The sequence below is a fragment of the Clostridium pacaense genome, assembly GCF_020709765.2.
Classification (GTDB): domain Bacteria; phylum Bacillota; class Clostridia; order Lachnospirales; family Lachnospiraceae; genus Enterocloster; species Enterocloster hominis.
The window spans coordinates 1-25,401 of record NZ_JAJFEB020000037.1 but is presented as its reverse complement, the minus strand read 5'-3'; the positions used below and the strand labels follow the sequence as shown (position 1 = coordinate 25,401).

Annotated in this window: 25 protein-coding genes and 1 pseudogene; 3 read left to right on the top strand and 23 right to left on the bottom strand. The window is 50.1% G+C overall.

From position 1 onward, the window contains the following. Positions 1-211: 211 nt before the first annotated feature. From LK536_RS58045 to LK536_RS58000, 10 genes are all read right to left on the bottom strand, one after another. The gene (locus tag LK536_RS58045) at positions 212-961 is read right to left on the bottom strand and encodes an amino acid ABC transporter ATP-binding protein (protein WP_008718763.1); all 750 of its coding nucleotides are present in this window, start codon (positions 959-961) and stop codon (positions 212-214) included. Then, the gene (locus tag LK536_RS58040; RefSeq protein WP_008718765.1) at positions 951-1,643 is read right to left on the bottom strand and encodes an amino acid ABC transporter permease; all 693 of its coding nucleotides are present in this window, start codon (positions 1,641-1,643) and stop codon (positions 951-953) included. The genes LK536_RS58045 and LK536_RS58040 overlap by 11 nt, the downstream gene beginning before the upstream one ends. A gap of 161 nt (positions 1,644-1,804) precedes the next feature. After that, a complete protein-coding gene (locus LK536_RS58035) occupies positions 1,805-2,653 on the bottom strand; it encodes a basic amino acid ABC transporter substrate-binding protein (protein ID WP_008718767.1) in 849 nt (282 codons plus the stop codon). Between the two features lie 257 nt (positions 2,654-2,910). After that, complete coding sequence (locus LK536_RS58030; protein WP_008718769.1) at positions 2,911-3,753, bottom strand: bifunctional 5,10-methylenetetrahydrofolate dehydrogenase/5,10-methenyltetrahydrofolate cyclohydrolase; 843 nt, start codon at positions 3,751-3,753, stop codon at positions 2,911-2,913. Positions 3,754-3,841: 88 nt separating this feature from the next. Then, a complete protein-coding gene (locus LK536_RS58025) occupies positions 3,842-4,468 on the bottom strand; it encodes a cyclodeaminase/cyclohydrolase family protein (RefSeq protein ID WP_227797299.1) in 627 nt (208 codons plus the stop codon). 61 nt (positions 4,469-4,529) lie between these two features. Then, positions 4,530-5,132, bottom strand: a complete 603-nt coding sequence (locus tag LK536_RS58020; RefSeq protein ID WP_227797298.1) for a pentapeptide repeat-containing protein — start codon at positions 5,130-5,132, stop codon at positions 4,530-4,532. 10 nt (positions 5,133-5,142) lie between these two features. Then, positions 5,143-5,607 (bottom strand): pyridoxamine 5'-phosphate oxidase family protein, encoded by a 465-nt coding sequence (locus LK536_RS58015; RefSeq protein WP_025486200.1) that lies wholly within the window; start codon positions 5,605-5,607, stop codon positions 5,143-5,145. A gap of 25 nt (positions 5,608-5,632) precedes the next feature. Further along, entirely contained in the window at positions 5,633-6,388 is a 756-nt protein-coding gene (locus LK536_RS58010; RefSeq protein WP_227797297.1) for an AAA family ATPase, read from the bottom strand. Between the two features lie 31 nt (positions 6,389-6,419). Further along, complete coding sequence (locus LK536_RS58005; RefSeq protein ID WP_506092275.1) at positions 6,420-9,539, bottom strand: AAA family ATPase; 3,120 nt, start codon at positions 9,537-9,539, stop codon at positions 6,420-6,422. Continuing rightward, positions 9,536-10,678 (bottom strand): exonuclease SbcCD subunit D, encoded by a 1,143-nt coding sequence (locus tag LK536_RS58000; RefSeq protein ID WP_227797295.1) that lies wholly within the window; start codon positions 10,676-10,678, stop codon positions 9,536-9,538. Before LK536_RS58000 ends, LK536_RS58005 begins: the two co-directional genes overlap by 4 nt. 220 nt (positions 10,679-10,898) lie before the next feature. Between LK536_RS58000 and LK536_RS57995 the strand changes: the two genes are divergently transcribed. Next, positions 10,899-11,135 carry a hypothetical protein gene (locus tag LK536_RS57995; RefSeq protein ID WP_008718781.1) on the top strand — a complete coding sequence of 79 codons (237 nt, stop codon included), beginning with the start codon at positions 10,899-10,901 and terminating at the stop codon, positions 11,133-11,135. Between the two features lie 129 nt (positions 11,136-11,264). On the opposite strand, the gene LK536_RS57990 is transcribed toward LK536_RS57995, so the two are convergent. The 13 genes from LK536_RS57990 to yhfZ all read right to left on the bottom strand — a co-directional run bounded on the left by LK536_RS57990 (position 11,265) and on the right by yhfZ (position 24,009). Next, a complete protein-coding gene (locus tag LK536_RS57990; RefSeq protein ID WP_025486195.1) occupies positions 11,265-11,681 on the bottom strand; it encodes a DUF1893 domain-containing protein in 417 nt (138 codons plus the stop codon). A 20-nt stretch (positions 11,682-11,701) separates the two neighbouring features. Then, positions 11,702-12,883, bottom strand: a complete 1,182-nt coding sequence (locus LK536_RS57985) for a MalY/PatB family protein (protein ID WP_227797293.1) — start codon at positions 12,881-12,883, stop codon at positions 11,702-11,704. A gap of 48 nt (positions 12,884-12,931) precedes the next feature. Continuing rightward, the gene (gene dcuC, locus LK536_RS57980) at positions 12,932-14,293 is read right to left on the bottom strand and encodes a C4-dicarboxylate transporter DcuC (RefSeq protein ID WP_227797292.1); all 1,362 of its coding nucleotides are present in this window, start codon (positions 14,291-14,293) and stop codon (positions 12,932-12,934) included. Between the two features lie 482 nt (positions 14,294-14,775). Continuing rightward, positions 14,776-15,279 (bottom strand): MarR family winged helix-turn-helix transcriptional regulator, encoded by a 504-nt coding sequence (locus tag LK536_RS57975; protein WP_008718788.1) that lies wholly within the window; start codon positions 15,277-15,279, stop codon positions 14,776-14,778. 99 nt (positions 15,280-15,378) lie between these two features. Next, entirely contained in the window at positions 15,379-16,596 is a 1,218-nt protein-coding gene (locus tag LK536_RS57970) for a phosphopentomutase (protein WP_227797291.1), read from the bottom strand. Next, positions 16,593-17,759 carry a YhfX family PLP-dependent enzyme gene (locus LK536_RS57965; RefSeq protein WP_227797290.1) on the bottom strand — a complete coding sequence of 389 codons (1,167 nt, stop codon included), beginning with the start codon at positions 17,757-17,759 and terminating at the stop codon, positions 16,593-16,595. Before LK536_RS57965 ends, LK536_RS57970 begins: the two co-directional genes overlap by 4 nt. Continuing rightward, positions 17,760-18,854, bottom strand: coding sequence for an aminotransferase class V-fold PLP-dependent enzyme (locus LK536_RS57960; protein ID WP_025486187.1), 1,095 nt, complete (start codon positions 18,852-18,854; stop codon positions 17,760-17,762). A 12-nt stretch (positions 18,855-18,866) separates the two neighbouring features. Beyond that, on the bottom strand, positions 18,867-19,781 hold the full coding sequence (locus LK536_RS57955) for a phosphotriesterase family protein (RefSeq protein ID WP_227797289.1): 915 nt from the start codon (positions 19,779-19,781) through the stop codon (positions 18,867-18,869). Positions 19,782-19,818: 37 nt separating this feature from the next. Next, positions 19,819-20,742 carry an amidase family protein gene (locus LK536_RS57950; RefSeq protein ID WP_506092274.1) on the bottom strand — a complete coding sequence of 308 codons (924 nt, stop codon included), beginning with the start codon at positions 20,740-20,742 and terminating at the stop codon, positions 19,819-19,821. Positions 20,743-20,867: 125 nt separating this feature from the next. After that, positions 20,868-21,224, bottom strand: coding sequence for a DUF2620 domain-containing protein (locus LK536_RS57945; RefSeq protein WP_025486184.1), 357 nt, complete (start codon positions 21,222-21,224; stop codon positions 20,868-20,870). A gap of 20 nt (positions 21,225-21,244) precedes the next feature. Beyond that, complete coding sequence (locus tag LK536_RS57940; RefSeq protein WP_025486183.1) at positions 21,245-22,567, bottom strand: YhfT family protein; 1,323 nt, start codon at positions 22,565-22,567, stop codon at positions 21,245-21,247. Positions 22,568-22,593: 26 nt separating this feature from the next. Continuing rightward, positions 22,594-23,034 carry a PRD domain-containing protein gene (locus LK536_RS57935; protein WP_227797287.1) on the bottom strand — a complete coding sequence of 147 codons (441 nt, stop codon included), beginning with the start codon at positions 23,032-23,034 and terminating at the stop codon, positions 22,594-22,596. A 42-nt stretch (positions 23,035-23,076) separates the two neighbouring features. After that, the gene (gene yhfZ, locus LK536_RS57930; RefSeq protein ID WP_025486179.1) at positions 23,077-24,009 is read right to left on the bottom strand and encodes a GntR family transcriptional regulator YhfZ; all 933 of its coding nucleotides are present in this window, start codon (positions 24,007-24,009) and stop codon (positions 23,077-23,079) included. A gap of 262 nt (positions 24,010-24,271) precedes the next feature. Here yhfZ and LK536_RS57925 point away from each other — a divergent pair. Further along, positions 24,272-24,409, top strand: a pseudogene (locus LK536_RS57925) (helix-turn-helix domain-containing protein); the annotation flags it as partial. Positions 24,410-24,772: 363 nt separating this feature from the next. Then, positions 24,773-25,401 (top strand): transposase (locus LK536_RS57920; protein ID WP_506092276.1); only part of this gene is annotated, 629 nt, incomplete at its 3' end.

Below are 25,401 nucleotides of genomic sequence, written 5' to 3'. Positions count from 1 at the left end.
CTAAACATAAAAAGGGCCCTTTTCATAGAATTGGGGCGGGATTTTACAAATCCCACCCCAACTATTGACAAAGAGCCAAAAAGTTAAAATCCAGGAAATCCCTTTCCTCCCACACATACGGCCGATTCTGCAGCAGAATAAACTGGTCGTATGGTTGAAAGTCCGGGATTCCCTGGATTTTCTATTTTACCTGTCAATCTGGACCGTAATCCTACAGCACCTTGCTGAGGAAGGATTTCAGTCTCTCATTCTTCGGATTCCCAAAGAACTCCTCGGGAGCGGCTTCCTCCATGAAGTACCCCTCATCCATGAACATGACGCGGTTGGCAACCTCCCTGGCAAAGCCCATTTCATGGGTAACCACCACCATGGTCATCTTTTCCTTGGCAAGGTCGCGCATAACGCTTAAAACCTCGCCCACCATCTCGGGGTCCAGGGCGGATGTGGGTTCGTCAAAGAGCATCACATCCGGCTTCATGCAGAGCGCCCGCACAATGGCAATACGCTGTTTCTGGCCGCCGGAGAGCTGGCTTGGGAATGCATGGGCCCTGTCAGCCAGGCCAACCCGCTCCAGAAGCTGCATGGCTTCTGTCTCCGCCTCCTGCTGGCTTTTTCCCTGCAGTTTCATGGGGGCGAGGGTCAGGTTCTTCATGATGTCCATATGTGGGAACAGGTTGAACTGCTGGAACACCATCCCCATCTTCTGGCGGTGCTTGTCAATATTGACCTTGGGGTCCGTGATATCCGTGCCTTCAAAGAAAATATGTCCCTGGGTGGGTTCCTCCAGAAGATTGAGGCATCGCAGGAAGGTGCTCTTGCCGGAGCCGGACGGCCCCACCACGAAAACCACGTCACCCTTGTATATATTTACATTAATGCCCTTTAATACATGGATGCTGCCAAAGCTCTTGCCCAGGTCCTGTACCCGGATTAACGGCTCGTTATTCATATTAGCGCTCATTCTGCCTTAACCTCCTCTCCAGAATCTGAATCAGCTTTGTAAATATCATGACAATGATAAGATAAATCAGGGCAACTGCAATCAAGGGCATGAACGCGCTGTATGTCCTGCTTCGGATGATGTCGCCGCCCTTGGTCAGATCCTGGATTGCGATATATCCGGCCACGGATGTCTCCTTTAACAGGGAAATGAACTCGTTGCACAAGGTGGGCAGCACGGTCTTAAATGCCTGGGGCATGATGATATACCACATGGTCTGGGCATAATTAAACCCAAGGCTCCGTCCTGCTTCCATCTGGCCCGCGTCAATGGACATGATGCCGCTTCGGAATATCTCAGCCACATATGCGCCGGAATTGATGCCAAAGGCCAGGATGGCCACCAGGACCTTGTCAATCCTGACACTGCCAAAGAGCACGAAATAGATGATTAACAGCTGTACGATTACAGGTGTGCCGCGGATTACGGTCAGGTACACTTTGCAGATGGCATTTAACAGCTTCAGCTTGTGGGTCTTTTCGTAGGTAGAGCGTATCATGCCCACGATAAAGCCCAGGACAATTCCCATCAGGCAGGCAAAAAGTGTAATAATCAACGTTGTCTTGAGACCGTCTGTCAGATACTTCCAGCGGTTCTCAGAAACAAAGTTCAGGTAAAATGCATCTGTAAACGTGTTCCACATGCTCATCATCCTCTGCTCTCTATTCTATAGTTAACCCGTAAAAACTGCCGCAGCCTGCCGGAACAGATCCTGTTTCCTTCCCGCAGCCTGCGGCAGTCCAATACCGGCCCATTATGCCAATGCCGGCACTCTCATGTCGTTATGTCAGTAGTCCCGGCTGATTATTCCGCCTTGATGTACTTGGCAACAATCTCATCCAGGGTTCCGTTATCCTTAAGGGTCTTTAATGCGCCGTTAATCTTCTCCAGCAGCTCGGTGTTGCCCTTCTTGACAGCGATTGCATATTCCTCATCGGTGAAGGATTCCTCAAGGATCTTCAGGCCCTCGGTCTGTGCAACAAATGTCTTGGCCGGCTCGCCGTCGATTACAACAGCGTCAATCTTGCCCTGGCTTAATGCCTGGACAGCCTCAAAGCCCTTGTTGTAACGCTCTACGGTGGTGCCGTCTGCTTCCAGGTCAGACACATAGATGTCGCCTGTGGTTCCCTGCTGTACGCCTACGATAACGCCTGTCAGGTCATCCGGGGAAGCGATTGCGCTGTCTTCCTTTACGATGATCTTCTGGGAAGCCTTTGCATAAGTATCAGTGAAATCCACGGACTGCTTACGGTCTTCCGTCACAGTCATGCCTGCCAGGCCCATATCAGCCTTGCCGGAAGTAATCTCAGGAATGATGGAATCAAATGCAATGTCCTCAATCTCCAGTTCCATGCCCAGCTCGTCAGCAATGGCCTTTGCAATCTCTGCGTCGATACCGACGATTTCCCCGCCGTCATGGAATTCATATGGCGGGAACTCTGCGTTGGTTGCCATCACCAGTACACCGCCAGCTGCTTCTGTCCCAGCTGCCTCTGCGCTTGTTTCCTCTGTCTTCTCAGCTGCGGTTGTATCGGCTGCATCAGCATTTGCAGTCGTATCAGCTGCTGTGGTCTCTTTTGCACCGCCTCCGCATGCGGTCAGGGAAGCTGCCATAAGTGCTGCCATGGTCAATGCTAAAACTTTCTTCTTCATAATTACTCTCCTCTTTTCTTTTATGCATCAAAATGCATAACTATAAAAAAATTATTAACGTTTTATATTATAAAGCATTTTTAAAGTTTAGCAAGAGGAAAATACGGGAATCCGCCTTATTTTTATAATTTCCGATGTTTTTCCGGCCATTCCCGGCTGCACGGGCATATTGCCAGCTGCTCCCAGCTGCCTAGGCATATTGCCAGCCGCTCCCGGCTGCACGGTCATCTTACCGTCTGTTCCCGGCAGGACGCCTGTCAGCCGGACTTCTGTCCTGCCGCCAAGAGGAGATGCTTGGCCAGGACCGCCGTGGTCACCGCGCCGACGCCTCCCGGGACAGGGGTTGCCATGGATGCGGCACCGGAAATGGAGTCCATATCCACATCCCCGCACAGCTTCCCGTTCTCATCCACATTGATGCCCACATCAATCACAACCGCGCCCTGGCCCACATACCTCTTATCCAGCATCTTGGCCCGCCCCGCGGCAGCCACCAGGATTTCCGCGGACCGGCAGGTGCCCTCCAGGTCCGCTGTCCTGGTATGGCAGATGGTGACGGTTGCATTTTCCTTGAGCATCAGCATGGACAGGGGACGGCCCACCACCATGCTGCGTCCCACAATGGTAACGCGTTTTCCGCTTATGGCAATCCCGTTGGCCTTCAGGACCTCGATGACAGCTTCCGCCGTACATGGGGCAAATCCCGTGCCGTCCCCTGCAAATACCTTTGCGATATTGGACGGCGATATCCCGTCCAGATCCTTTGCCGGGTCAATCATCCGTTCGATATCCGCCTCACAGATCTGTTTTGGAAGGGGGCGCAGCAGAAGGATTCCGGTCACATCCTCATCCTGGTTGATGTTCCTGAAGGCTTCCTTAAAATCCTGGTCGCTTATGTCCGCGGGGAATACATAGGACTGCACCCTCAGCCCAAAGCCCTCCATTTTTTTGATGGCCCCCCGCTCATATGACATGTCATCCGGGCGTTCCCCCACCCTGACGATTGCCAGCTTCGGTACATTTCCCCCCAGTTTTTCAAGCATCCTGGCTGCCTGTTCCTTTATCTTTGCAGATACCTCTGCGCCTTTCAGTAATTCCATGGCTGTCTTCCTTTCTGACTTTCTGAAAATGTATGTTCTTTTACACGCCCCGGGCCTGTCCGGACATGCATCCCTCCCGGCGCAGCCCCTATCTCAGCTGATCCAGCACCTTGGCGTAAATCCGGTCCGCCCACGCTGTCCCCTCTTCAATCAGCTTCCCGGCCCTTGCGTTCAGTTCCTCCGCCTTCTCCCTGTCCTTCATGGATCTGGTGTTAATATACACATTCATGACCGCTCCTAAAAGCGCGGTGCGGATAAACTGCACGCCCACGCCCACATCGCTGACCGCAAGGCGGCTGCCCTTGTCCCCAAGGATTTCAAGGATACCCAGCATGGCAGACGCATGTTCCATGATCTCAAGGGGAACAAGGCTGGCATCCAGAAGACGCTCTTCCATGACCGTTTCCTTATAGGCCTTTTCTTCCTCCGTGGCAGACGGAAGTCCGTAGCACTGTGCCAACGGCGCAAATACTTCTGCGTCCCGGTCAGCCAGCGTGACAAAGACAGCCTGAAGTTCCTGCATCCGTCCGAGAAGTTCCTTTATCTCTTCTTCCACGCCCGCGTACTTTTTCTTTCCAATGGTCAGGTTCGCAACCATCTGTCCCAGGGCATTGCCCAGGGCGCCTGCCAGGGCGGAAGCCCCTCCGCCGCCCGGTATGGGTTCCTTGGATGACAGGACCTCCAGGAATCCTTCTATTGTTTTCTGTTCAACCATTCTGTTCTCCTTCCTTTATCCTTTTGTTCATATTGGACTGCAGTCCGATTCTGTCACGATGTCACACAATCTTAACCCCCATCAGCTTGGCAAGTTCCGCTGCCTGGAAAAGATTCACCTTCACACCTGCAAGCTCCGTATACTGGTCTGATACCATTATATTGTCAATGGTGCAGTCTGACAAGTCCATTCCTCTCAGCATGGTCCTGAAAAAATCCACGCTGGTGAAATCCGTCCTGGAGCATATGGTTTTCTTGAACCTGACCTCGGACAGGAACGCCTCCCTTAAGCTGCAGCCCGTAATCTCTGAGAATTCCCAGTAAGCCATGGAAAAATTGGCGTACCGGAACTGGCTGTCCGTCAGCTTCACCCACTTAAAGCTTGCATTGGAAAAACGGCTTCCATCCCCTTTGCAGCCCTCTGCCCTTGTATTTTTCCAATAGCTGTCCACAAAAGAGCTGTTGGAAAAATCACATTTATCAAACACCACATTGCAGAAGGATGCCCCCGTAAAATCACAGTCCGTGAACCTGCATCTTACGAAATGGACGGAATCAAATTCCAGCTTCTGCCCACTGACGGAGTCAGCTGTTTCATCCGTGTATGTCCGGTCTGATACAGGCCATTCCTCTGCGGCCGCCTGCAGGATTTCTTCTGTTAACATAGTCTTCCCCCTATCTGTTGGACTTGGCGCAGAGTTCCTCCACATCCAGGCGTATGACCGCTGTCAGCTTAAGCATGGGGTCCGGGTATTCCCACCGTCCGCCTCCCGCCATGTGTTCCATGATGCAGTCCAAGCCATGGCGTTTCTCCTCCGGGTCATCCACCATGGTAATCCTTCCCTTGCCCACAATGCTGCTGTATTCAAACGAAAAACCGCATGCCTCATCTGCCGTCACCAGGCGGTGGTCCGTATCCATCTCAAAACCAGCGTATCCATTCTGGCGTATCAGATCAATCTTACGCCCCTGGGCTGCGCCGTGAAAGTAAAATGCCTTCCCGGCCTTGTCATATCCGAAATTCACAGGCACGATATATGCACATGCCCCATCTGCAAAAGCAATCCTCATGCACTGGCAGGCATCGATGATTTCCTGTATCCGGTCACTATCCGTGATTTCCCTGTCTTTTCTTCTCATGTCCGTTTCTCCCTGTATTGATTTGTCAAACCATTGTCTCATCCAAAAGCCGTTTCAAAAAGTATTCCCTGTTGTTTATGAACATTTCCGTTACCTGGTAGCTCTCCGTCTCCTCATAGCTTACCGGTTCCAGCTTACCGTTGTCAAAGGACAGGATCTGGGCCTCCGGTATGCCGAGGAGGATGGGTGAATGGCTGGCAATGATGAACTGCGCCCCGCCTGCCGCCAGCTGGCAGATATGGATCAGCAGGGTCAGCTGCCTCTGGGGCGAAAGGGCTGCTTCCGGCTCGTCCAGGATATACATCCCTTTTTCCTCAAAGGTATTCTGCATCAGGGCCAGGAAGCTCTCGCCGTGGGACTGTTCATGAAGCGAACGTCCTCCGTACCTTTCATAATACCACTTAGGGTCGTCCCCGTCCCTGTATTCCTCTATCTGGGTAGCAACATTATAAAAGCTCTCCGCCCTCAGGAAAAAACCATGCCTTGGCCTGTGTACCCCTTTAATCAGGGTAATGGCGCCGTAAAGCTCCGAATGTGTCTGTCTGGTGGCAAAGTTAAAATTCCTGCTTCCTCCCTCAGGATTAAATCCATAGGCCACCGCAACCGCTTCCAAAAGCGTGGATTTCCCTGTTCCGTTTTCCCCCACGAAAAAGGTCACATTGCTGTGAAGCCGCAAATCCCTGATACCGTGGATTGAAGGAATATCCCTGACATAGGAATCCTCATCCACCTTATCCCAGTCAATCCTTATTTCCCTGATAAACATATCTGACTGTCCCATTCCATGCATCTCCCCTGTGAACACCGCGCCCTTAAACCTGTATCCGCGCCCTGCTGCCCCCGCTCTTTTCCTTCACCACCACAATCTGGCGCTCAATCCGTTCCTTTAATTCCGTTACATGGGAAATGATTCCCACCAGCCGTCTTCCCTCTGCCAGGTCCCCCAATGCCTTCATTGCAAGGTTCAGCGTATCCTCGTCCAGGGAGCCGAAGCCCTCGTCCACGAACATGGTGTCCAGGCGTATGCCGCCTGCCGCGGACTGGATTTCATCGGACAGCCCCAGGGCCAGGGACAGGGATGCCTGGAAGGACTCTCCTCCTGACAATGTCTTGACGCTGCGCTGGGTGCCGTTGTAATGGTCAATCACGTTCAGGCCAAGGCCGCTTTTTCCGCGGTTATCCTCCTCGGTGCACCGCTTCAGCTCGTACTGGCCCCCGCTCATCACCATGAACCTGGTATTGGCCCGTGCGATGATCCGCTCAAAATACGCCATCTGTACATATGTCTCAAACGTGATTTTTTCCTTTCCGCCCACTTCGCCCGAAGCAGTATCGGACAGGGATTTGACCCAGGTCCACTGCTGCTGTATTTCCTCCATGGCGTCCTTCTGCTTCAATATCCGTCCGTATGCGGTGCGGTTGGTTTCCAGGCGGTGATGGATACGGCTCTTTGTCTGTTCCTGTGATTCCAGTTCAGCCCTTACCCTGCCCTGGGCAGCGGATAGTTCCTCCATCTGCCTGCCCAGTCCCAAAGCAGTCACTTCCCCGTCTATCCTGGCATCCTCCAGCTGCGCCCTCAGAGCTTCCATGCGCGACCTGGCATCGGCAACCTTCTGGTTTACTTCATGATATACTTTCTCCGCTTCCCTGTAGGCCTTTTCCCCGGCCTCAAAAGCCGCCCGTTTGCCAGCCAGTTCCTCCTGGGCCTGTTTCCTGTCCTCAAAGGGAAGTTTTCCAGCCAGTTCCTTTATCTGATGTTCCAGGCCTTTTTCCCGTTCTTCTGCTTCAATAAGAAGTTTCAGGGCCTCCTGCTTCCTCTCCCCTGCTTCCTCCAGGGATTTCTGATGGCCCACACGCCCTTTCTCCAGTTCTTCCTTATGTTTCAGGCGGGCGCGGCAGTCCGCGGACCGCTTTTTCGCAGCCGTTTCCTGGCGGGCCAGCTGGTCCTTAAGTTCTCCCAGCATGTCCTCCCAAACTTTGAGGAAATGCTGCCGGCCCCCAGGGCTGGCAGCATTGCCGGATGGACTACTGACCGCCCCTTCATCCGCCCTGCATTCTGCCTGGTTCAGGCGTTCCCGCCACGATTCCTTCCAGGACCCTACCTCGGCATCAATCTGCTGCCTCATCCTGGTATAACGCGTCTCCAGGCCGCCTGCCAGCCTTCCGGCCTTAAGGCTTAGTTCCGAAGCCTCCCTGGTCCTGGCTTCAGAATCCTTTGCGGCCTGGTCAACCAGTTCCTTTGTCACATCACCGTCAGAATAAGGGCCTTGGAAGATGGTTTCGGGCTTCATCCCGCCCGGAACCGCGTCTGCCCGGACCTCACCTGCCCAGACCGCGTCTGCCCGGACCTCACCTGCCTGTCCTGCGTCTGCCCGAATCTCATCTGCCCGTCCTGCGTCTGCCCGAATCTCATCTGCCCGTCCTGCGTCTGCCCGAATCTCACCTGCCCGTCCTGCGTCTGCCCGAATCTCATCTGCCCGTCCTGCTCCTGCCGGAGCCGGATGCACGGTGGAACCGCACACCGGGCATGGTTCGCCCTCTGCCAGTTCCCTTGCCAGGATTCCGGCCTGGTTGTCCAGGAAACGCTGGTACAGGCTTCTGTATACCTGGTCCGCCCTGCGCCGCTTCCCGTCCGCCTCCCGGTAGAGTTCCTGGGCCTGCTCCAGGTTTTTGCGCTCCCTGTGGTATTCTGAAAGCTCCCTCACAAGGGAATCCACCCTTATCCTGTACTCTGCCAGCTTCTCAATGGCTGACCGGGATGCCTGGTAATCCTCCCCGGCCGTCTTAAGGTCCGCCAGTTCATTGTCATCCTTTAAAAGCTGTTCCCGCCACCGCGCTTCCTCCTCCTGGGTCCGGAGCGCCATGGCCTTTAGCCCGGCAATCCGCTTAAGGCATTCTTCCCGGCCCGCGGTCAGGCCGTCATACTGTACGTATGACTTCATGGCCTCTTCCATCTTTGTGATGGTGACCATCAGGATATCCCGCTCTGCCTGGCCTTCCTTTTCCTTATTATAATTGCATTGTGCAGCCGCCAGCCTGGGAGCCTCCCTGTCCAGGACCAAACGGGCTGCTTCCATGTCCTTTAGCGCCTTTGACGCTGACTGCGCCTTTCCAAGCTTCAGTCCCAGGGCGGACATCTCCTCACGGATGGCCTTCATCCTCCCGTCTGCGGCATGTTCCTCTTCCACGTCCGCCGTAATCATCTGTTCCAGCAGCTCCAGCATAACCTCAAGGCTTCCTTTTTGTGCTTCCTTCCACCGGATTGCCAGGTCCGCCCTCTCTTCGCCGGGAATGACGCCATCCGTATACTGCCCAATGCTCTTCCTGGTATCTGCATACTGCCCATACAACGCCTTGGCCTGGTCCTTTAACTTCTCCTGGAACTGCTGGTAGGGCCTGGTTCCGAAAATCTCGCGGAATATGGTTCCCCGGTCCTCCGTCTTACCGGAAAGCAGTCTTGAGAAGCTGCCCTGTGCCAGCATGGCAATCTGGGAAAACTGTTCACGGCTCAGCCCCAGCAGGGTTTCAATCTCCTGGGTCACGGCCTTGTCCCCCGTAATCACGCGTCCGTCCGGCATGCGCAGTTCTGCATCCGGCTTCTCCTTTGTCTCCCCTTCTCCCCTCTGCTTTGCCCGCATATATTCAGGATTGCGCCGCACACAATATCCTGCCTCATTGTACACAAACGACATTTCCACAAATGTCCTTGCGTCCATGGGCGCATATTTGCTCCGCAGCATCTTTGGCCTGCGTGCCTCTCCGCTGGCATTTCCATAGAGGGCAAATGTAATGGCATCAAATATAGTGGTCTTTCCCGCGCCTGTATCGCCTGTAATCAGATACAGGCCCCGGTCCCCTAAGGCATCCATATCCAGTTTCATTTCCCCTGCATATGGCCCGAATGCGGATATGGTTAATTGTGTCGGTCTCAATGTACATCCTCCCAGATCATTTCCATCAGTTTTAAGGAAAACTCCCTCTGCCGGTCACTCATGGGCTGGTTATTCTGAAGTTCATACAACTCCCCGAACAGCTCCATGGGCGATTTGCGTATCTCCCCCGCCTTATCCACGGACTGCCCCGACCTGGTGCGCTGGTTGTCATAATCCAGCTTCATCACATTGGGGTAGATGGACCGCAGCTTCCCTATGGCATCCAGTATGTCCTCTTCATCCGTCAGGGTGATATGCAGGTAGTCATCCACCGCGGTCCCCTGGTAAAATCCCAGGTCCGTCACCTGTTCATAGCTTCCTTTTATATTGCGCATATCGTGCAGCGGCTTAAGGGGCCTGGTGAATACGGTCACATTTCCCTTTTCCAAAAGTTCCACTACGGTTACGGACTTCTTATGTGCTGCTTCGGAAAATGAATACTTAAGCGGGGTGCCGCAGTAGCGCAGGGTATCCCTGCCAATCCTCTGGGGTCCATGGATATGCCCCAGGGCCACATAGTCAAAATCCCGGAACCAGTCCGCGCCCACCTGCTCCAGCCCTCCGATGGACAGTTCCTCGGAGTCACAGGCCGAGGCCCCCATGACAAACTGGTGGGCCATCAGGATATTGCGTTCCCCGGGCCTGAAGCCATCCTCTGTCATGTGCGTCAGGGCACAGCCCACCCCATCATCAAAGCCCTGGATTTCCTCATCCGGGAAACAGCGCCGTACCATGGCCGGCTTTATGAAGGGCAGCATATAGATATATACACTGCCGTAAGCATCCTTAAGCTCCACCGGCTCCACATGGCCGTCATACACCGGGGCCATATGCACCCCTCTGCCCACCATCAGCTTCCCGCCAAAGGCCAGACGCTCCGGGCTGTCGTGGTTCCCGCTGATTACAAACACAGGCACGCCGCTGTCAGCCAGGCTGGTGAGAAATGCATCAAATACCTGAACCGCCTCAGCAGGAGGCACCGGCTTATCGTATACATCGCCTGCAATCAGCACAGCCTCCGGCTTCTCCTGGCCGATGATGGACAGTATCTCATTCAATATATATTTCTGATCCTCCAGCATGGGAAATTCATTGACACGTTTCCCGATATGGAGGTCAGACAGATGGATCAGCTTCATATATCTTCCTTCCTATTATTTCCTTATTCCCCAATATCCACACCATTGTACCCAACATCATACCACGCTAGCCACATCCATTACAAGCATTTCCATTGCATGGAAATGGACTCTGTGGTAAATTAATACCATGACCCTAGAATCATGGTACGGGTACATGTGCCGGAACATATGATGATAACATGTCACATAAAAATATCAGACAACGAGGTGAACCAATATGAATCCAATGCTTATCCTACAGTTAAGACCAGCCTGGGAACAGTTTAAGGGCAACCACCCAAAGCTGCTGAATTTTGTAAAGGCAGCCTCCAAAGACAGCTTCCTGGACGAAGGCTCGCTGATTGAAATCAGCGTCACCAACAGCGCCGGAAAGACCATTGCATCCAATGTACGTGTGAAGGGGGACGACCTGGCCTTTCTGTCCGCACTAAAGGATGTGCTGGAAGGGGATTAACGGGACTATCAGGACTCTATGAGTCAGATGAGCCAGGTACGCACATCCATGGTGTAAACGCAGATAGTGAAACATAAAAAGCGGCGTCAGACGGTTCCCGGTAGTTAGGAATCATCTGACGCCAGCTTTTTATTTATATCGTTCCTCAAGAAACTCCCATTGGTCCTTTCTGTCTCCGTGTTCAAAAAGGAACTGTTCAACCGGGCAGACTTTACTATCGTCCTTGGAGGATTTCACAAGGGGGATCACCTCTTCATAAGTAACAGCAATCCCTCTTTCATTCAATATCCTCAACCCGCCTTCTGATACCCTGGCTGCATGGCATTCCCTGATGGGAATCTGCTCCGCCATGATTCCCATGGCAATGCCGGCCTGATTGGCATAGAGGACCAGATTTCCGGTTCCAGTCAAACCGCCCTCATAGTATGCATGATACATGCCTGCCACCGGGCTTTTGTCTGTTTCCCATATGATGCTGCCGGAATCATCGGTCAGGATTGCAAGGGCTTCCCTGGTTGACACCTTCTGTAACAAATCCTCTCTCATCATGTCACCTGCTTTCACCTTTACAGCCTGTCAGCCGCCTCCTTGATCCTTCTTAATCCTTCCATGACAACCGCCCTGGGCGCTGCAAAGTTAAACCTCATGAACCCGCTTCCTTCTTTTTCCCCAAAGGTGGTTCCGTCATTTAACAGTACCTTGGCATCCTTAAACATGAAGTCTTTTAATTCCTTCTGTGTTTTGAAGCCAAGGCCGCGGCAGTCCATCCAGATCATGAAGGTTGCTTCCGGATTAACTGCATGGATTTTGGGGATGTTATTGTTGATGTACGCAACCGCCTGGTTCTTCGTCTCATTTAAGTATGCGACACACTGGTCCGCATAGTCATCCCCATGGTTATAGCATGCCATCAATGCAACATTTCCAAATATATTGCGTCCCATGCCCTTTTTGTAAGTCTGCTGGTTCATCATCCTGCGGTAGATTTCTTTATTATGCGTAAACCATGCAGCGGTACGGAAGCCAGCCACGTTGAAGGTCTTGGCAGGGTTGATGAATGTCACGGAATGGTTGGCAAATTCATCTGAGATGCCGCAGAACGGAACAAATTCATGTCCGTCGAAAATGATATCCGCATGGATTTCATCCACACCGATCATCACGTGATTGCGGATACACAGCTCTCCCATCCTTACCAGTTCCTCCCTGGTAAAGCATCTGCCGGTTGGGTTCTGGGGATTGCAGATAAAAAGGATTTTTACCTTGGGGTCCGCTAATTTTCTTTCCAGGTCCTCAAAGTTAATTTCATACCGTCCGTTAATCAGGTCCATTTCATTGTAGACAAGCTGGCGTCCGTTATTTTTCACCAGGTCATGGAACGGAGGATACACCGGGGTCTGAAGGAGGATTTTATCGCCGATGCTGGAAAATTCTTCTGTAAACCAGATCATGGCCGGTATCACACATGGTGAGAAATCTATGTACTCAGGATTCAGGTCCGTATCATGCCTCACCTTATACCACCTGGCAATGCTTTCCTCAAAAGCAGTATCAATATACGGATAACCGTAGTGGTTAACCTCCACACGCTCCCTTAAGGCTTCCGTCACTTCAACCGGGCTTGGGAAATCTGTGTCCGCAATCCAGAATGGAAGTACATCCTCCGGACACAGGGACGGGTCATACTTCTTTGCATCGGTTCCTCTTCTCTCTACACCTTTATCAAAATCATATATTATCTTACTCATGATGAAATCTCCTTTTCCTTATTTAATAATAGCATATTATCGTCCATTTTAGACAATCGCATATGAAACAATCAGGTTACATACAAACATGACCACAGCCGGGACAGAACACCTTTTCACAATGTCCATGATATCCAGTTCCGCCATGCCTGAGATGGCAATCACAACGCCCGCCACCGGTGACATACAGCGCCCGATACCGGATGACAGCTGCATCGGAAGTGCAATGGTGGCAGTGGAAACACCCATCTGGGCCGTCACATCCGGCACCAGCGGACCAAAGGCATACCAGGACGCATTGCCTGAACCCAGCAGCATGCCTGCAAAGAATGTTATCATGGACATCAATGCCATGGTAATAATAGGAGCGCTCTTAACAGCTGCCAGGGTATTGGATATGATCGTGATACCGCCTAACAGTTTGATGGCTTCCGCGAAAACCGCCGCGCCGATCAGGATACTTACAACATTGGCAAATGAGTTCCCCATTGCTTTCATCACAACGCTGAAATCAGCCGTCACTTCTTTCCTGTCCCTTCTCCTTACCAGTTCCAGGATGAATACGAAGAACAGTCCGATCAGGTTGGCTGTAACCACATCCAGGCTGATGGAGGGTATGAAGCTGAACACGGTAATCAGCACCAGGGGTACGATGGGGAGCATCGCATAGCACGCGGGGCAGCTGGCATCCTGGGGCATCTGCGCCTTTACCACGGTCCCTCCGGCTGATACGTCCTTTTTGTCCATATGCCTCAGATATATGGGCAGGAATACGGCACAGATAAGGATAAGTATGGCTGCGGTCTTCCCCTGGTAGGTAAGGAAATAATCCATCATGGGCATTCCAACCACATTCTCTGCTGCAAATATCGCGCTTGAATCATTGGGGCCCCAGTCGACAAAGCCACACATGATCATGACCGTGGCAGCGCTCAGTTTACTGATTCCCAACGAGGTAAGTATGGGGAATGCAATAGCCATTAAAAGCATGGCCAGGCCTGCGTGGCTTGTGATTACCAGCTTTAACAGGGTGCCGATGATAAAGAGCATGCTTAAAACAATATATGGGTTCTTAATCTTCGATAATGGCTTGGTTGCCAGGTATGCCAGCTTTGTGGACGCCCCGATATGGGACATGTAAACAGCGTATCCTGTTACCATCATCAGGGTCAGTCCAACGCCGGATGCATTGGACTTAAATGCATTGGCCGCATAAGCGAACACATCTATGACAGCATTTCCGGTAGTCTTATCCCCCATGATTGAATGACCGCCAATGATAGCCGATATCAGCAGGATTGCCATACCTGATACCAGGAATACAAATACAGAATTATACTTTTTGATTACCAGCGTTGCAACTATTACTATGTATAGCAGCGTTAATATCACAGCTATGGTATTATTCATTCTACCTCTCCTGTCTCTTGCGGAAGGACTGTTTTTATGTTCCGGAAAATAATACAGATTCCACAATTCTTTCATGATTAGTTTTTCCCAAACCGGCCTGCAGTACCGGTTTGTGTAATGATACAGGTATACAGGACTAAGGTTTATTGTTTAGATTCTTAACCTTTAGTTTAGTATGTATACCTCTTGTTTAGATTCTAAACCTTTTAATATCTATTGTCAATATTATTTATACACTTTGTCAATATGCACGAATATGATACCTATATTTTGTGCAATATATCTAATTTTATTCTTATAAAATAAAATGCTCCCTTATACCGCCTGCCCGGAAAGCAGCAAAGGAGCCGCAGCAACCGCTGCGGCTCCTCAACCGTCTTATCAGTCATATATCCCTATGGGATTCGTGCCATAGGGTTCTTACTATAGGGTTCTTACTATAGGGTTCTTATTATGGGCTTCTTACCACATACTTCTGCTATTTATCTCTTCCTGGCCTTCTTCTTTTCATTCCTCTTATCCTGGACCTTGCGCCTTATATCCAGCCATGCCTCAAGCACGCGGAACGTGGTATTGATTTCATCCTCGGAGAACTGTTCCCTGACCACATCCATTGACTCGCCAAACCCTACCTCATCGTACCTGCGGTGGGCTTCATCCAGTTCTTTTCCTTTATCGGTCAAGAACAGATGGTAGCGGTTATCATTCTCAGGATCCACTTCCCTGTAAACCAATCCTTTGCTTTCTACCTTTTTCAGGATTTGGGAAACCGCGCCCTTGGTCTTTCCATAATCCCTTGCAAGCTCAGTCACCGTAATTCCATGGTGGTCGGCAATATGCTTTAACGTATGTACCTCTACCGAAGTATAGGCTTCACCTGTTCCATAATCATGAGGCACTTTTGTAGAGATATAAAAGTTCGAGACCTGGTGCAGTATATCGACCGCTTCTACATCGTTATATGATTTCCTTGCCTTCTCATCCATACTTATACTCCTAATCCTGCAATATACCTTATCCGCCTTACCATGAATTGTTAAAGCATTGTTAAGAGTATACTATATTTAGATATCAAAGGCAAGTTTTTATTCAGTCTGCTTCAGGTACTCCATAAACGAACTGCCATTTTGGGGCGCCTTTACACCAAAGGAATCACACACACTTGCACCCACATCAGAAAGGGTCTTCCTGGTCCCCAGCATCTTCCCGGTCACACCCTTTTTATATACAAGAAGAGGTACGCACTCCCGGGTATGCCTGCTGTGTCCGATTGCAGGATCGTTGCCATGGTCCGCCATGACCAGAAGCACATCCTCACCGGTGAGAAGGGGCAGCAGCTCCCCGATTCCCTTATCCGCTGTCTCCAGTATCCGTTCATAGACGGCCGGGGACTGGGAATGCCCGGCCAGGTCTGTTTCCTGGATATTCGTGCAGATGAATCCCTTCTCCATATGCCTGAATTCATTTATGGTGTGCTCCATGCATTTTGCAGTGGGCACGCAGGAAATGCTTTTCCCGCCGTTGTTTGCCACAATGTCCGCCACCTTTCCAATAAGGGTCACGGGTATCCCGGCGCCTGTAAGTATGGTTGGGGCCTGTACATTTTCATCAACCCCGTATCCCAGGTGAAGGCACTGGTAGCCCTGCCTGTATGATTTGGACTTTGCTGACGCGATTCCGATAAAGGTATTGTCCTTTATCTCCTCGGCGGCCCACAGATCCTCCATGGTGTTCCCGGTCCCGCCAAACACAATCACACGGCCCACTGTCACCACCTGGCGTACCAGCCGCCCAATCCCATACTCCTTTTCAAATGGAATATAATCCAGGGGAGCCGTCACATTGTAGCACATGCCCAGGTCTGCCTCCAGATTGTCTGCCACTGTCACGTAATCGTCACAGAGCACATAGCGCAGACCCTTCCGCTCAATGATTTCCGCCTTGTGCCCATGTTCCCTCAGATGGGCCGCCACCGCGTCCACCTTTTCCTGAAACGGATGGACATCGGGTTTGCGCGGGAATGTACCCATGATTTCCTGATGCCCCATAAAGGTATCGGCTCCAAAATGCATCAGCTCCGACCGGCCGAAATTGGCATCCCCTGACATCTTCATCCGGCTGCTTTCAGCGCCGTAGGCATTCATCAGCCCCAGCTTCTCCAGGTTTGGAAGCTTCATATCAGGATCATGCGCCAGGATGCTTCTCAGTGTATTGGCCCTCTCGTCCCCGGGGCGCGCTGTCACGGCATCGTCCATTGCCCCTATCCCAAATCCGTCCAACACGATTACAACAAATCTCTTCAAAATTCATCCTTCTTTCTTCCCTGGCTGTCATAAATGCCCACAATCCCAGGACACCCTTCCTGGATTCCCTTTACCAGGACCACATCGCTTCTTGTAACAAAAATCTGGAACCGGAACGCCATCACGGCCGTGTCCCCCACCGCGCATTCCTCAGATATTCCAAAATGATAGTCAATGCTCTCATCGGTGGGTGGTATCACCGTAAGCTCCCTGCTGTGCCCAAGGGACGTGCCCACCCGCACCTTCTTAACATGGGACCGCCTATAATGACCGCCTCCAAAGCAATATGCATTGCCCATGAAATTATGGGAAATCTCACTGACATATACCACGGCCGGCCTTTCCTCCAGTTCATATACCGCATGCATGGGCGTTGTCCCGCTGAGCCCATGTCCCGGCTCCCCGCAGTTGCCTCCAAACTCCGCCATCCTGTCAATGGTCCTGCAGCAGGTGGCTGACGGGGTATTGATTAACGCTATGTCAATGCCGCAGGTCTTCAGGATCTCCACCGCACATTTTACCGTCTCCAGGTTTTTGGTGGGCAGCACGTCCCCGGCCTCCCCGTCATAGAGATAGCAGGGAAATGAAGTCACGCCCTTTATCTCAAGATGGGGGCACTCCGTCTTAATCCAGATAGCGGTCTCCTTCAGTTCATCCAAATGGAATCCCGCTGTCTGCCCGGAATATATCATGTCAAAATCACCATATACCCGCAGCATCACCGCCTGCCTGCATCCAAGACCGGCTGCCGCTGCCTCGATTTCCCTGGCCTTTTCCCTGGAATAAATGGTCATTACCTCTGGTTTATATGCCACCAGTTCCTTAATGAGGGCCCCCGGCGCCTGCACCAGATGTCCCACATTTCCGATGGGAATCCGGTTTTTCATCATCACAAGGGCTTCCCTGAAATCCACAACCACCGCGCCGCTGTAACCCATTTCCACCAATGCCTTTGCCAGATATGGGTTCCGTCCAATCTGTTTTAACATGAAGTACAGCCTGATATGGTTCTGCCCTGCCTTTTGAAGGAGCCTGCGGGCATTTTCCAGAAACACATCCACATCCACCAAATAGGAATCCGGGAGTATCTTCCCCTCCTGATGAAGCATGAACGCGGTTTCCACTAATTGGGGATTCCGTCTGATTGTCTGGTCCAGAAACATCTACTTCACCCTTTCTACTGATTCCTTTATGATTCTTAAGATTGTATCCGCCCCGGCACGCATGGGGTTAATCCTTATCATGCGGTGTTCCAGGGTGGGGTCGGCTCTACGGAAGGTGCCGGAGACCCGGTAGAACATGGGAATCATCTCGTATTTTGATTCCGCGCCAACGGGATTGGGGGCAGCCCCCAGTTTCTCCGCCTCCGCCAGTACCTGTCCTGCAATGTCTTCCTGAAATTCCACCAGAAGCACCTTGGACTGGGCGTTTGCCAGAAATGCATCCCTGACCTGGGTAATCTCGCCTGCCTTCAGCCTTTTTACGCACTCCTCGCCCACCTGGGCTTGGATTGCCAGCGATACGGGCGCATAAACCAGGCCGTGGAGCACATCCAGGGCCTCATGCCCCTGGGTCTGCATCCCTCCGGAATAACTCTCCGATATGAGACGGTCTATATAGCGCTTCCTGCCCGCAATCACCCCGATGCCCTCTGGCCCCAACAGCTTGAAGGCCGAAAAACAGGACAGATCCGCGCCGCACTGCACTCCGATGTCCTTTACCTTCATTACCGCATAATTGTCATCGGTTAGGACCGGGATATCCCTTGTACGCTTGATGGTCCTGACAACCTCATGCATATCATAGCGGTCATCCAGCTTCTGCCTGGTATACTGTACCAGCGCCCCCTTGATATCAGGATGGGCATGAAGGACTGCCTCTATGTCCGCCAGGTCATTAAAATCCGCCTCCACCGGAATCAGCCCCAACATCTCAAAGGATGTGCCCGTGGTATTGTAAACCGGCGCTTTGTGCACCAGTATCTTATCCCCGCATGCCAGCATGGCGTGAAGCCCGAACCGTATGGCGCCGCTTCCGGCACCCCGGACCAGGACACATGCTTCCGTATCAAAAATACGCGCAATCACCTTTTCCACCTTGCTGGTCGTAACCGGCTTATTAAGCCCCATCACCACGCCAAGGTCACCTCTGTTTAAAAACGCGTGTCCTTCAAATTCTCTTGTAATACAATCCGTCACTTTAAACTGAAGCTTTACTGCCTCCTCAAGGGACAGGCTGTTAAGCGGATATGTCTGCATGTCTGAAACCTCCTAATCATACTGTCTGCCCAGAAGGATCCTCTTCGGATTCTCCTTTAGCAGCATGTCTATCTTCGCCTGTGTAAATCCCACTTCCAGCAGCAGGGGGATGAATACTTCAAACATATAAGCATATCCAATCCCTCCCCTGGACTTCAGGTGGGATTTCCTTGTAATATCCATGGAAAGCACCACCTGGGAAAGCATTCCCTCCTGGTCAATCCGCTTCAGGGCCTGTGCGCGGAAGATATCCGGGCAGTAATTCAGTTTTCCCACTGTGTCAAAGCCTACATTGACGCCCCTCTTCAGGACATCAAGGATAACCTCCACGTCCTGGGATAAATCCATGTGCCCAATAATGATGTCCTCCGGCCTTACCCCATGTCCAATCAGATAATCCGCCTGCTCTGCGCCCATGGTTCCCAGCGTGGTATGGGTTGTCACCGGCGCTCCGGTCCTTACAGCGGCCAGGGCCACGGCGTCAAATACCTTCTGCTCCATATCCGTCATCTGCCGGTTGCTGGTTCCGGATTCCCCAATCACAGACGCACGCATCCCCGTGTCTCCCGGTACAGACTCCCATGGGCCGTCAATACCCTGTGTCAGTTCCTGTTCCATCATAAACCCCAGTTCCTCCACAGACCGCCCGTATACACAGTCCGGCAGGAACGGCTCCTTGTAAAACCCCGTGGACACAAGAATGTTGATTCCTGTCTCCTCAGACACCCGCCTGATGTACCCCACATCCCTGCCCATCCCTAAGTTGGTCACTTCCAGTATATTCCGTACCCCATATCCGTACAGGCTTTTAAACTCTTTCACAGTTTCCTCAAAACAGGTAAGCCTGCAGTCCTCATCCTTTTTCACGCCTGACAGATCAATTGTCACATGCTCATGCATCAGCGTATAACCATCTGCTAGTTTCATATTTTCTCCAACCCGTCCATACTTGACAATTCTTTACCTATTCCCCGAGAAGCCCTTCCTCTAAGGCCCCATAGGAAAAATAGGCATCCATGTTCCTGAAATACCTTTCTATCAGTTCGTCTTCTACCTTCGGAAAATCCTCTGCAATACTGAACATTTTTTCTATCTTCTCTTTTTTTGACTCACACAGCAGCACATAGCCGCTTGCAAAGGCATTGTCTGGAATGCACAGGGCTGTTGCACCAACCATATTGGCCACCCTGATTAAAAATTTGCCGCTTTTTAACTGATTCTCCTGGGTTTCCTCATCAAAATGGCCAAGAATACTATCTCCTATACCATTTACATCAATCTTTTTTTCGTAATGAATCAGCACGTCGCAGCCAGGAAGATACTGTTTCAGGAAATCAATCATCGGCTCCCTGCTGTTATCAAAAACAGGAAAATCCACTGTTTCTATCTTTATCTTGGTTTTTTTATGAATCTTTTCCGGCAGTTTTTGGTGTTCCTTCCATACTTTCGGGCAGATTACATGTACAGGCATATCGTTTTCCCTTAATTCAAGGCAGATTCCGGCGGCTTTCTTTATTACAGCTAAGTCCCTGGTAATAAATCCCAGAGACGGCGTAAAACACAAGCCATCCGTGGAACATTTCCCATACTGTTTCATATGCTCCTGTTCCATCAACGGGCTGATAAATCCGTAACATTGTACACTCATTGCCGGAGCAAGAACTGAACCTCCTCCATCCGTTCCGATTCCCAAATCATTGATTCCCAAAAATACATTGATTGCCGTACCGCTGCTGGAACCTGTCATCCTTCTTCCGGTAATGGGATTCCTTAACTGCATATCAACTGCCCTTCCATTAATACTGCACCGGTCCACCGTATGCAGTATATATCCATGGTCTTTCAGCCGCTGAATGAGCTGCAGGGGGATTTGGACCGCATTTTTCATACCGATATAATGGATATCATCATGTTTTTCCAGGGCATGGATTGCCTGAGGGTATACTCTCTCTACTGAATGGTATGGATCTTTCATTGCAAGAAAGGTTTGCTGTGCATGTTTTATTATCTCATTCATCCCATGATTCCCCGCATGATTACAGGTATTACACTGGCCGCCGCTTCAGGGACAAACCCAAATGCCTTCTTTCCGTTTTCTATTGATTTTAAAATCTCATCATCATCCAGTACCCTTCCTACCATGGCAACCGTAATACATTTATCCATTCCGTTCATGGCAATCGCCATCCCCAACGCCCCTCCGGCCCCTGTCTGGCAGGAACCAAAATAATAATCCGCCTGTCCATTTTTTAACGCCAATGCCGCTTGTATGTCCTGCATGATAACCACTTCCACCTGACCGTTTCCATACTTCTCTATTAACTCAGCATTCTCTTTTTTATTCAATGCTCCACCTACAACAATCTTCATTGTACAATACCTCACTTTTCTTAAATTAACGCAAGTCCCAATACCTTAATCAGATTTGCTACAAAGCCCATAGCAATTGTAACTACCGGTCCTACAGCCATTGGTATCAGGAACGGCTTTTTGGCACACTTATTCATCATCCATACAATCATCACAATCATGGATCCAATATATGACATCCCCACTTCGTTCATGATTGCCCCCGAAGCCGTAAATCCTCCTACCAGCAGCGCCACCTCAAGAATTTGTGACATCGCATTCCTGATATGGTCTCCCAGTTCCCTAAGCGCCGGGAACTTATCTAACATATTCCCGATACTTCCAAGAAAAAATGTCTCCATTGTAATAACCGCTGCTCCGCTTACAAAGGCCGCTGCACAGGTCACCGGAGTGGAGAAACCGAAAGACGCGCAAAGCATTCCTGCTGCCACAGAAAAATAGGCACCTGCCGGGGAAAATACGCCTGTTACAATAGCGGTTGTATAAACCAGGGGGATATAACCGATTGCCCGGATGAATGCAACCAGGGATGCCTGGGCAAACTCACCTTTCATCTGGAGAGGTCCTGATATTACATCCGTTGTCAATACGCATTGGGAAGATGCAACTGAAAGCAATCCACCCATAATTAAAAAGTAAATCCAGTTTTTCTTAATGCGGTTCACATTATCTGTAAAAATATTCGTCAAATCAGCTCCAATCGCATCCTGTTTTGTCCTGACTGCAAACATAATCATCACAATGCTTCCTGCAAGCATGGACATTCCATCTGCATTAAGAGAAAGCTTGAACTCCCCAATATTAAAAACCCCAAAATTTTTAATCAATACATAGACTGCTAATGTGATAACCGCAGTAATTCCGCCTTTTTTGATTCCATGCTGATATGCCACGGCAAGGGACGGAAAAATAGCAAAGGTTGCTACAACAATATCCGCTACATTCCCTATATAAGGCAGGAAGTTTACAGGTAATATGGAGAAAAAATTTGCAATCGATGACATAAAGGCAACTACCATAAGCCCCCATACCGCACCGATTACTCCTGATACGACCGTTCCTTTGGGTGTATCAGGGCACCATGTCCCTATAATATCCCCCATCAGCAAAAAAGTATGGATTATGATGATTCCCATAGCAATAGAATTTGTAAAACCAAATCCAACAATTAATCCAAAACTCACGGCAAAGGATGTGGCAGCCAGGGATTTCCGATCCATCCTCCCATTAAAATACTCCGCATATACAGGCCGGAATCCATCATTGTATACAGCAACATTCTTATTTGCTAAAATAGATGACATCGCGCCGATTCCGGCTGCTAATAAATAATTTAACATCATAACTTTCCCCTTTCTCCGTAATGGAATTACATTAATATATTACACAGATGGACCGTCAAAAAGTCGGTTTCCGCTTGTGTGAATTTTAGCGTTGTACATTCTAAAATTTTCCGGCTGACTCCACACGCCTGCGGATAAACCCGTTCCTCTTTTACTGTGTCCAAAACCTCCCGGCTGATTTGCATCTCTCCTGTATCTCCTTTCTTCATTCTTTCCCCTGCCAATGCCAGATGGGTAATCAGCATATTCAGTTTATCCGAATCTGCGCCTGCGTGTTCTGCTAAAATCAATCCCGCCGCCATCATACAGAATTCGGACACCCCACAGGAAATCATCCCCGCATTCTCCATGATTTTAAGCCTCTCCTTAACTTCAGCCATCCTATCCATTTCTTTCCCCCCTTTTTTGAATATACATTTTTTTGTACTTTGAATTATATATGAAAGAGCGGACAATGCGCTCTTCATACTCCTCAATAAAGCTCCCTTTATAATTTTCGCTTTGTTATTTTAGAAATACGGCCGTCTGATGCCGTCCCTTACCTCTCCAAGAATCTTTAGCGTACCCTCCACGCTGATATACTTCATCAGCAGTTCTGCCAGATTTTCATTCCCTTTCTTAATCACCATCACCGCGGTAGAAAACATGTTACTATACTGATCCTCTGCCAGGAATACAATCTTCAGGTCATCCAGACGGTGGTTCTCAATTATATCATCATAATTCCACACACCTGCGTCAATGGTCCCGTCCAAAAGTGATGAAATCGTCTGTTGGGTCCTGATATCCACAAGATGAACCTTCCTATTCTTAATCAGGTTCCTGGTAATACGGCTCTGGTCCAGGGAATCCTCATCATAGGCCACTTTCATGCCATCCATGATTCCCTCAGCCTTCTGGTCCCGAAGCAATAGGATATGCTTGGACAGGAAGCTGCCCGCCCCAAAGTTCATCAGGCATTCAATATTCCTTCCGTAGGAAATGGCGTGCTCCGCCGCGTACTGGGATACGATGGCAAACTGGTAGGTCCCTGATTCCACCAGCTGAATCCTTCCCACAGCCCCCCTTGCATAGGCCATGTTGAATTTAAGCTTCTTTAACTGCTCATAGATGGCCGTAGCAAACCCTTCGTAGGTCTGGGAATAGGGAAGAGGCATGATGCCCATGATTTCCTGCTGCAGGCAATTCTCCTGAAGCTTCACATAATCCAATGCTTCTATGTACGTTCCCTGATGTCCATGGTGTGCCAGCGTCACCGCCCCAATGTCCTTAAGGTAATTAAAGGCGTTCTGCATGGTTCCCCTGGATACCTGGAACTCCTCCTGGTAGTAAGATATGGGCGCAATGCGGTCCCCCACATCCTTGGAGAGCAGGTTCAGGGCCAGCTTGCTGATGGTAACACCTTTTTTTTGATATAAAACCTGACTGGCATCCATTTTCATACTGTAAGCCCACCCCTTTGGTAACCTTTAACCATAACCAACAAGAATCCTTCGGTTTTAATGTACATTTTTTTGTACCTTCTATAGTGATAGAATAACACTGACTGTATAAATTGTCAAGAAATTTATCAGGAAATATCGTAAAATGTAATATTAAATTCGTGTTTCACCAATTAAATTCGTGATTGACGATTTTAGTGTTACACTTATCATGGTATGATTATCCTGGTAAGTGGATTCCTCCGTCCAAGGAGGATTATTTATGCCTAAGAAAAAAAGATATGATCACAAACACCTTTCTACAAGCCAGCGCATCTACATCGAAAAAGGATTGAATGATGACCTGTCCTTTGCTGCCATTGCAAGAAAACTAGATAAGCATCCCAGCACCATTGCAAAGGAAGTAAAGAAATACCGTACGTTTCAGCCTCGTGAGAAAAACCCGAAGAAACCGGCCAGATGTGCGCTCTTCAAAGAATGTACCCTGCGTTTCCTCTGTGATGAAAAGGGCTGTGTGAAGATGTGTAAGAGCTGCTATGATGTTAGGCTGCAGGTCTCGAAATGCAGTTATCTGTGTCCTGAATACCGGGAGCCTCAGTGTGCATCGATATCCAAAGCCCCTTTTGTGTGTAATCATTGCGCAAGACAGCGGACCTGCAATAAGAACAAAGCCTACTACATTGCCCAGAATGCAGATAAATCCTCTCAGGAGCTGCTTGTATCATGCAGGCAGGGGATTAACCAGGCTCCTGTAGATATCGCAATGCTTGATAAGCTTATCTCTCCACTGCTTGCTCAGGGGCAGTCACTGGCACACATTTATGCCTTTCACGGACACGAGATTCCCTGTTCCAGGAAGACACTCTACAATTATATAGACCAGGGCGTTTTTACTGCTAAGAACATCGATCTGCGCCGTAAGGTACGTTACAAATGCAAGCCAAGAAAGACCGGTACAAGGGTCAGCCTGGCTGCAAAGGAATTCCGTATAGGACGGACCTACGAGGATTTTCAAAAATTCATTCAAAAGAATCCTGACATTCCTGTTGTCGAACTCGATACGGTCGAAGGCGGACGGGATAACAGTACCCAGGCCTTCCTTACCCTCTTTTTCCGTAACTGTTCCCTTATGCTTATCTTTGTGCTGCAGGAGAAATCTCAGGATCAGGTCATAAAAGTTTTTGATTATTTGACAGAAAAACTCGGAATTGGGGTATTTCAGGAACTGTTCCCTGTCATCCTGACCGATAATAGTGTGGAATTTCAATTTCCAGAACGGTTGGAATGTGATAAAAATGGTGGGATCCGCACAAAGATCTTTTACTGCAATCCGAACTCTTCCTGGCAAAAAGGGCGGATTGAGAAAAATCATGAATACATCCGGTATGTGAT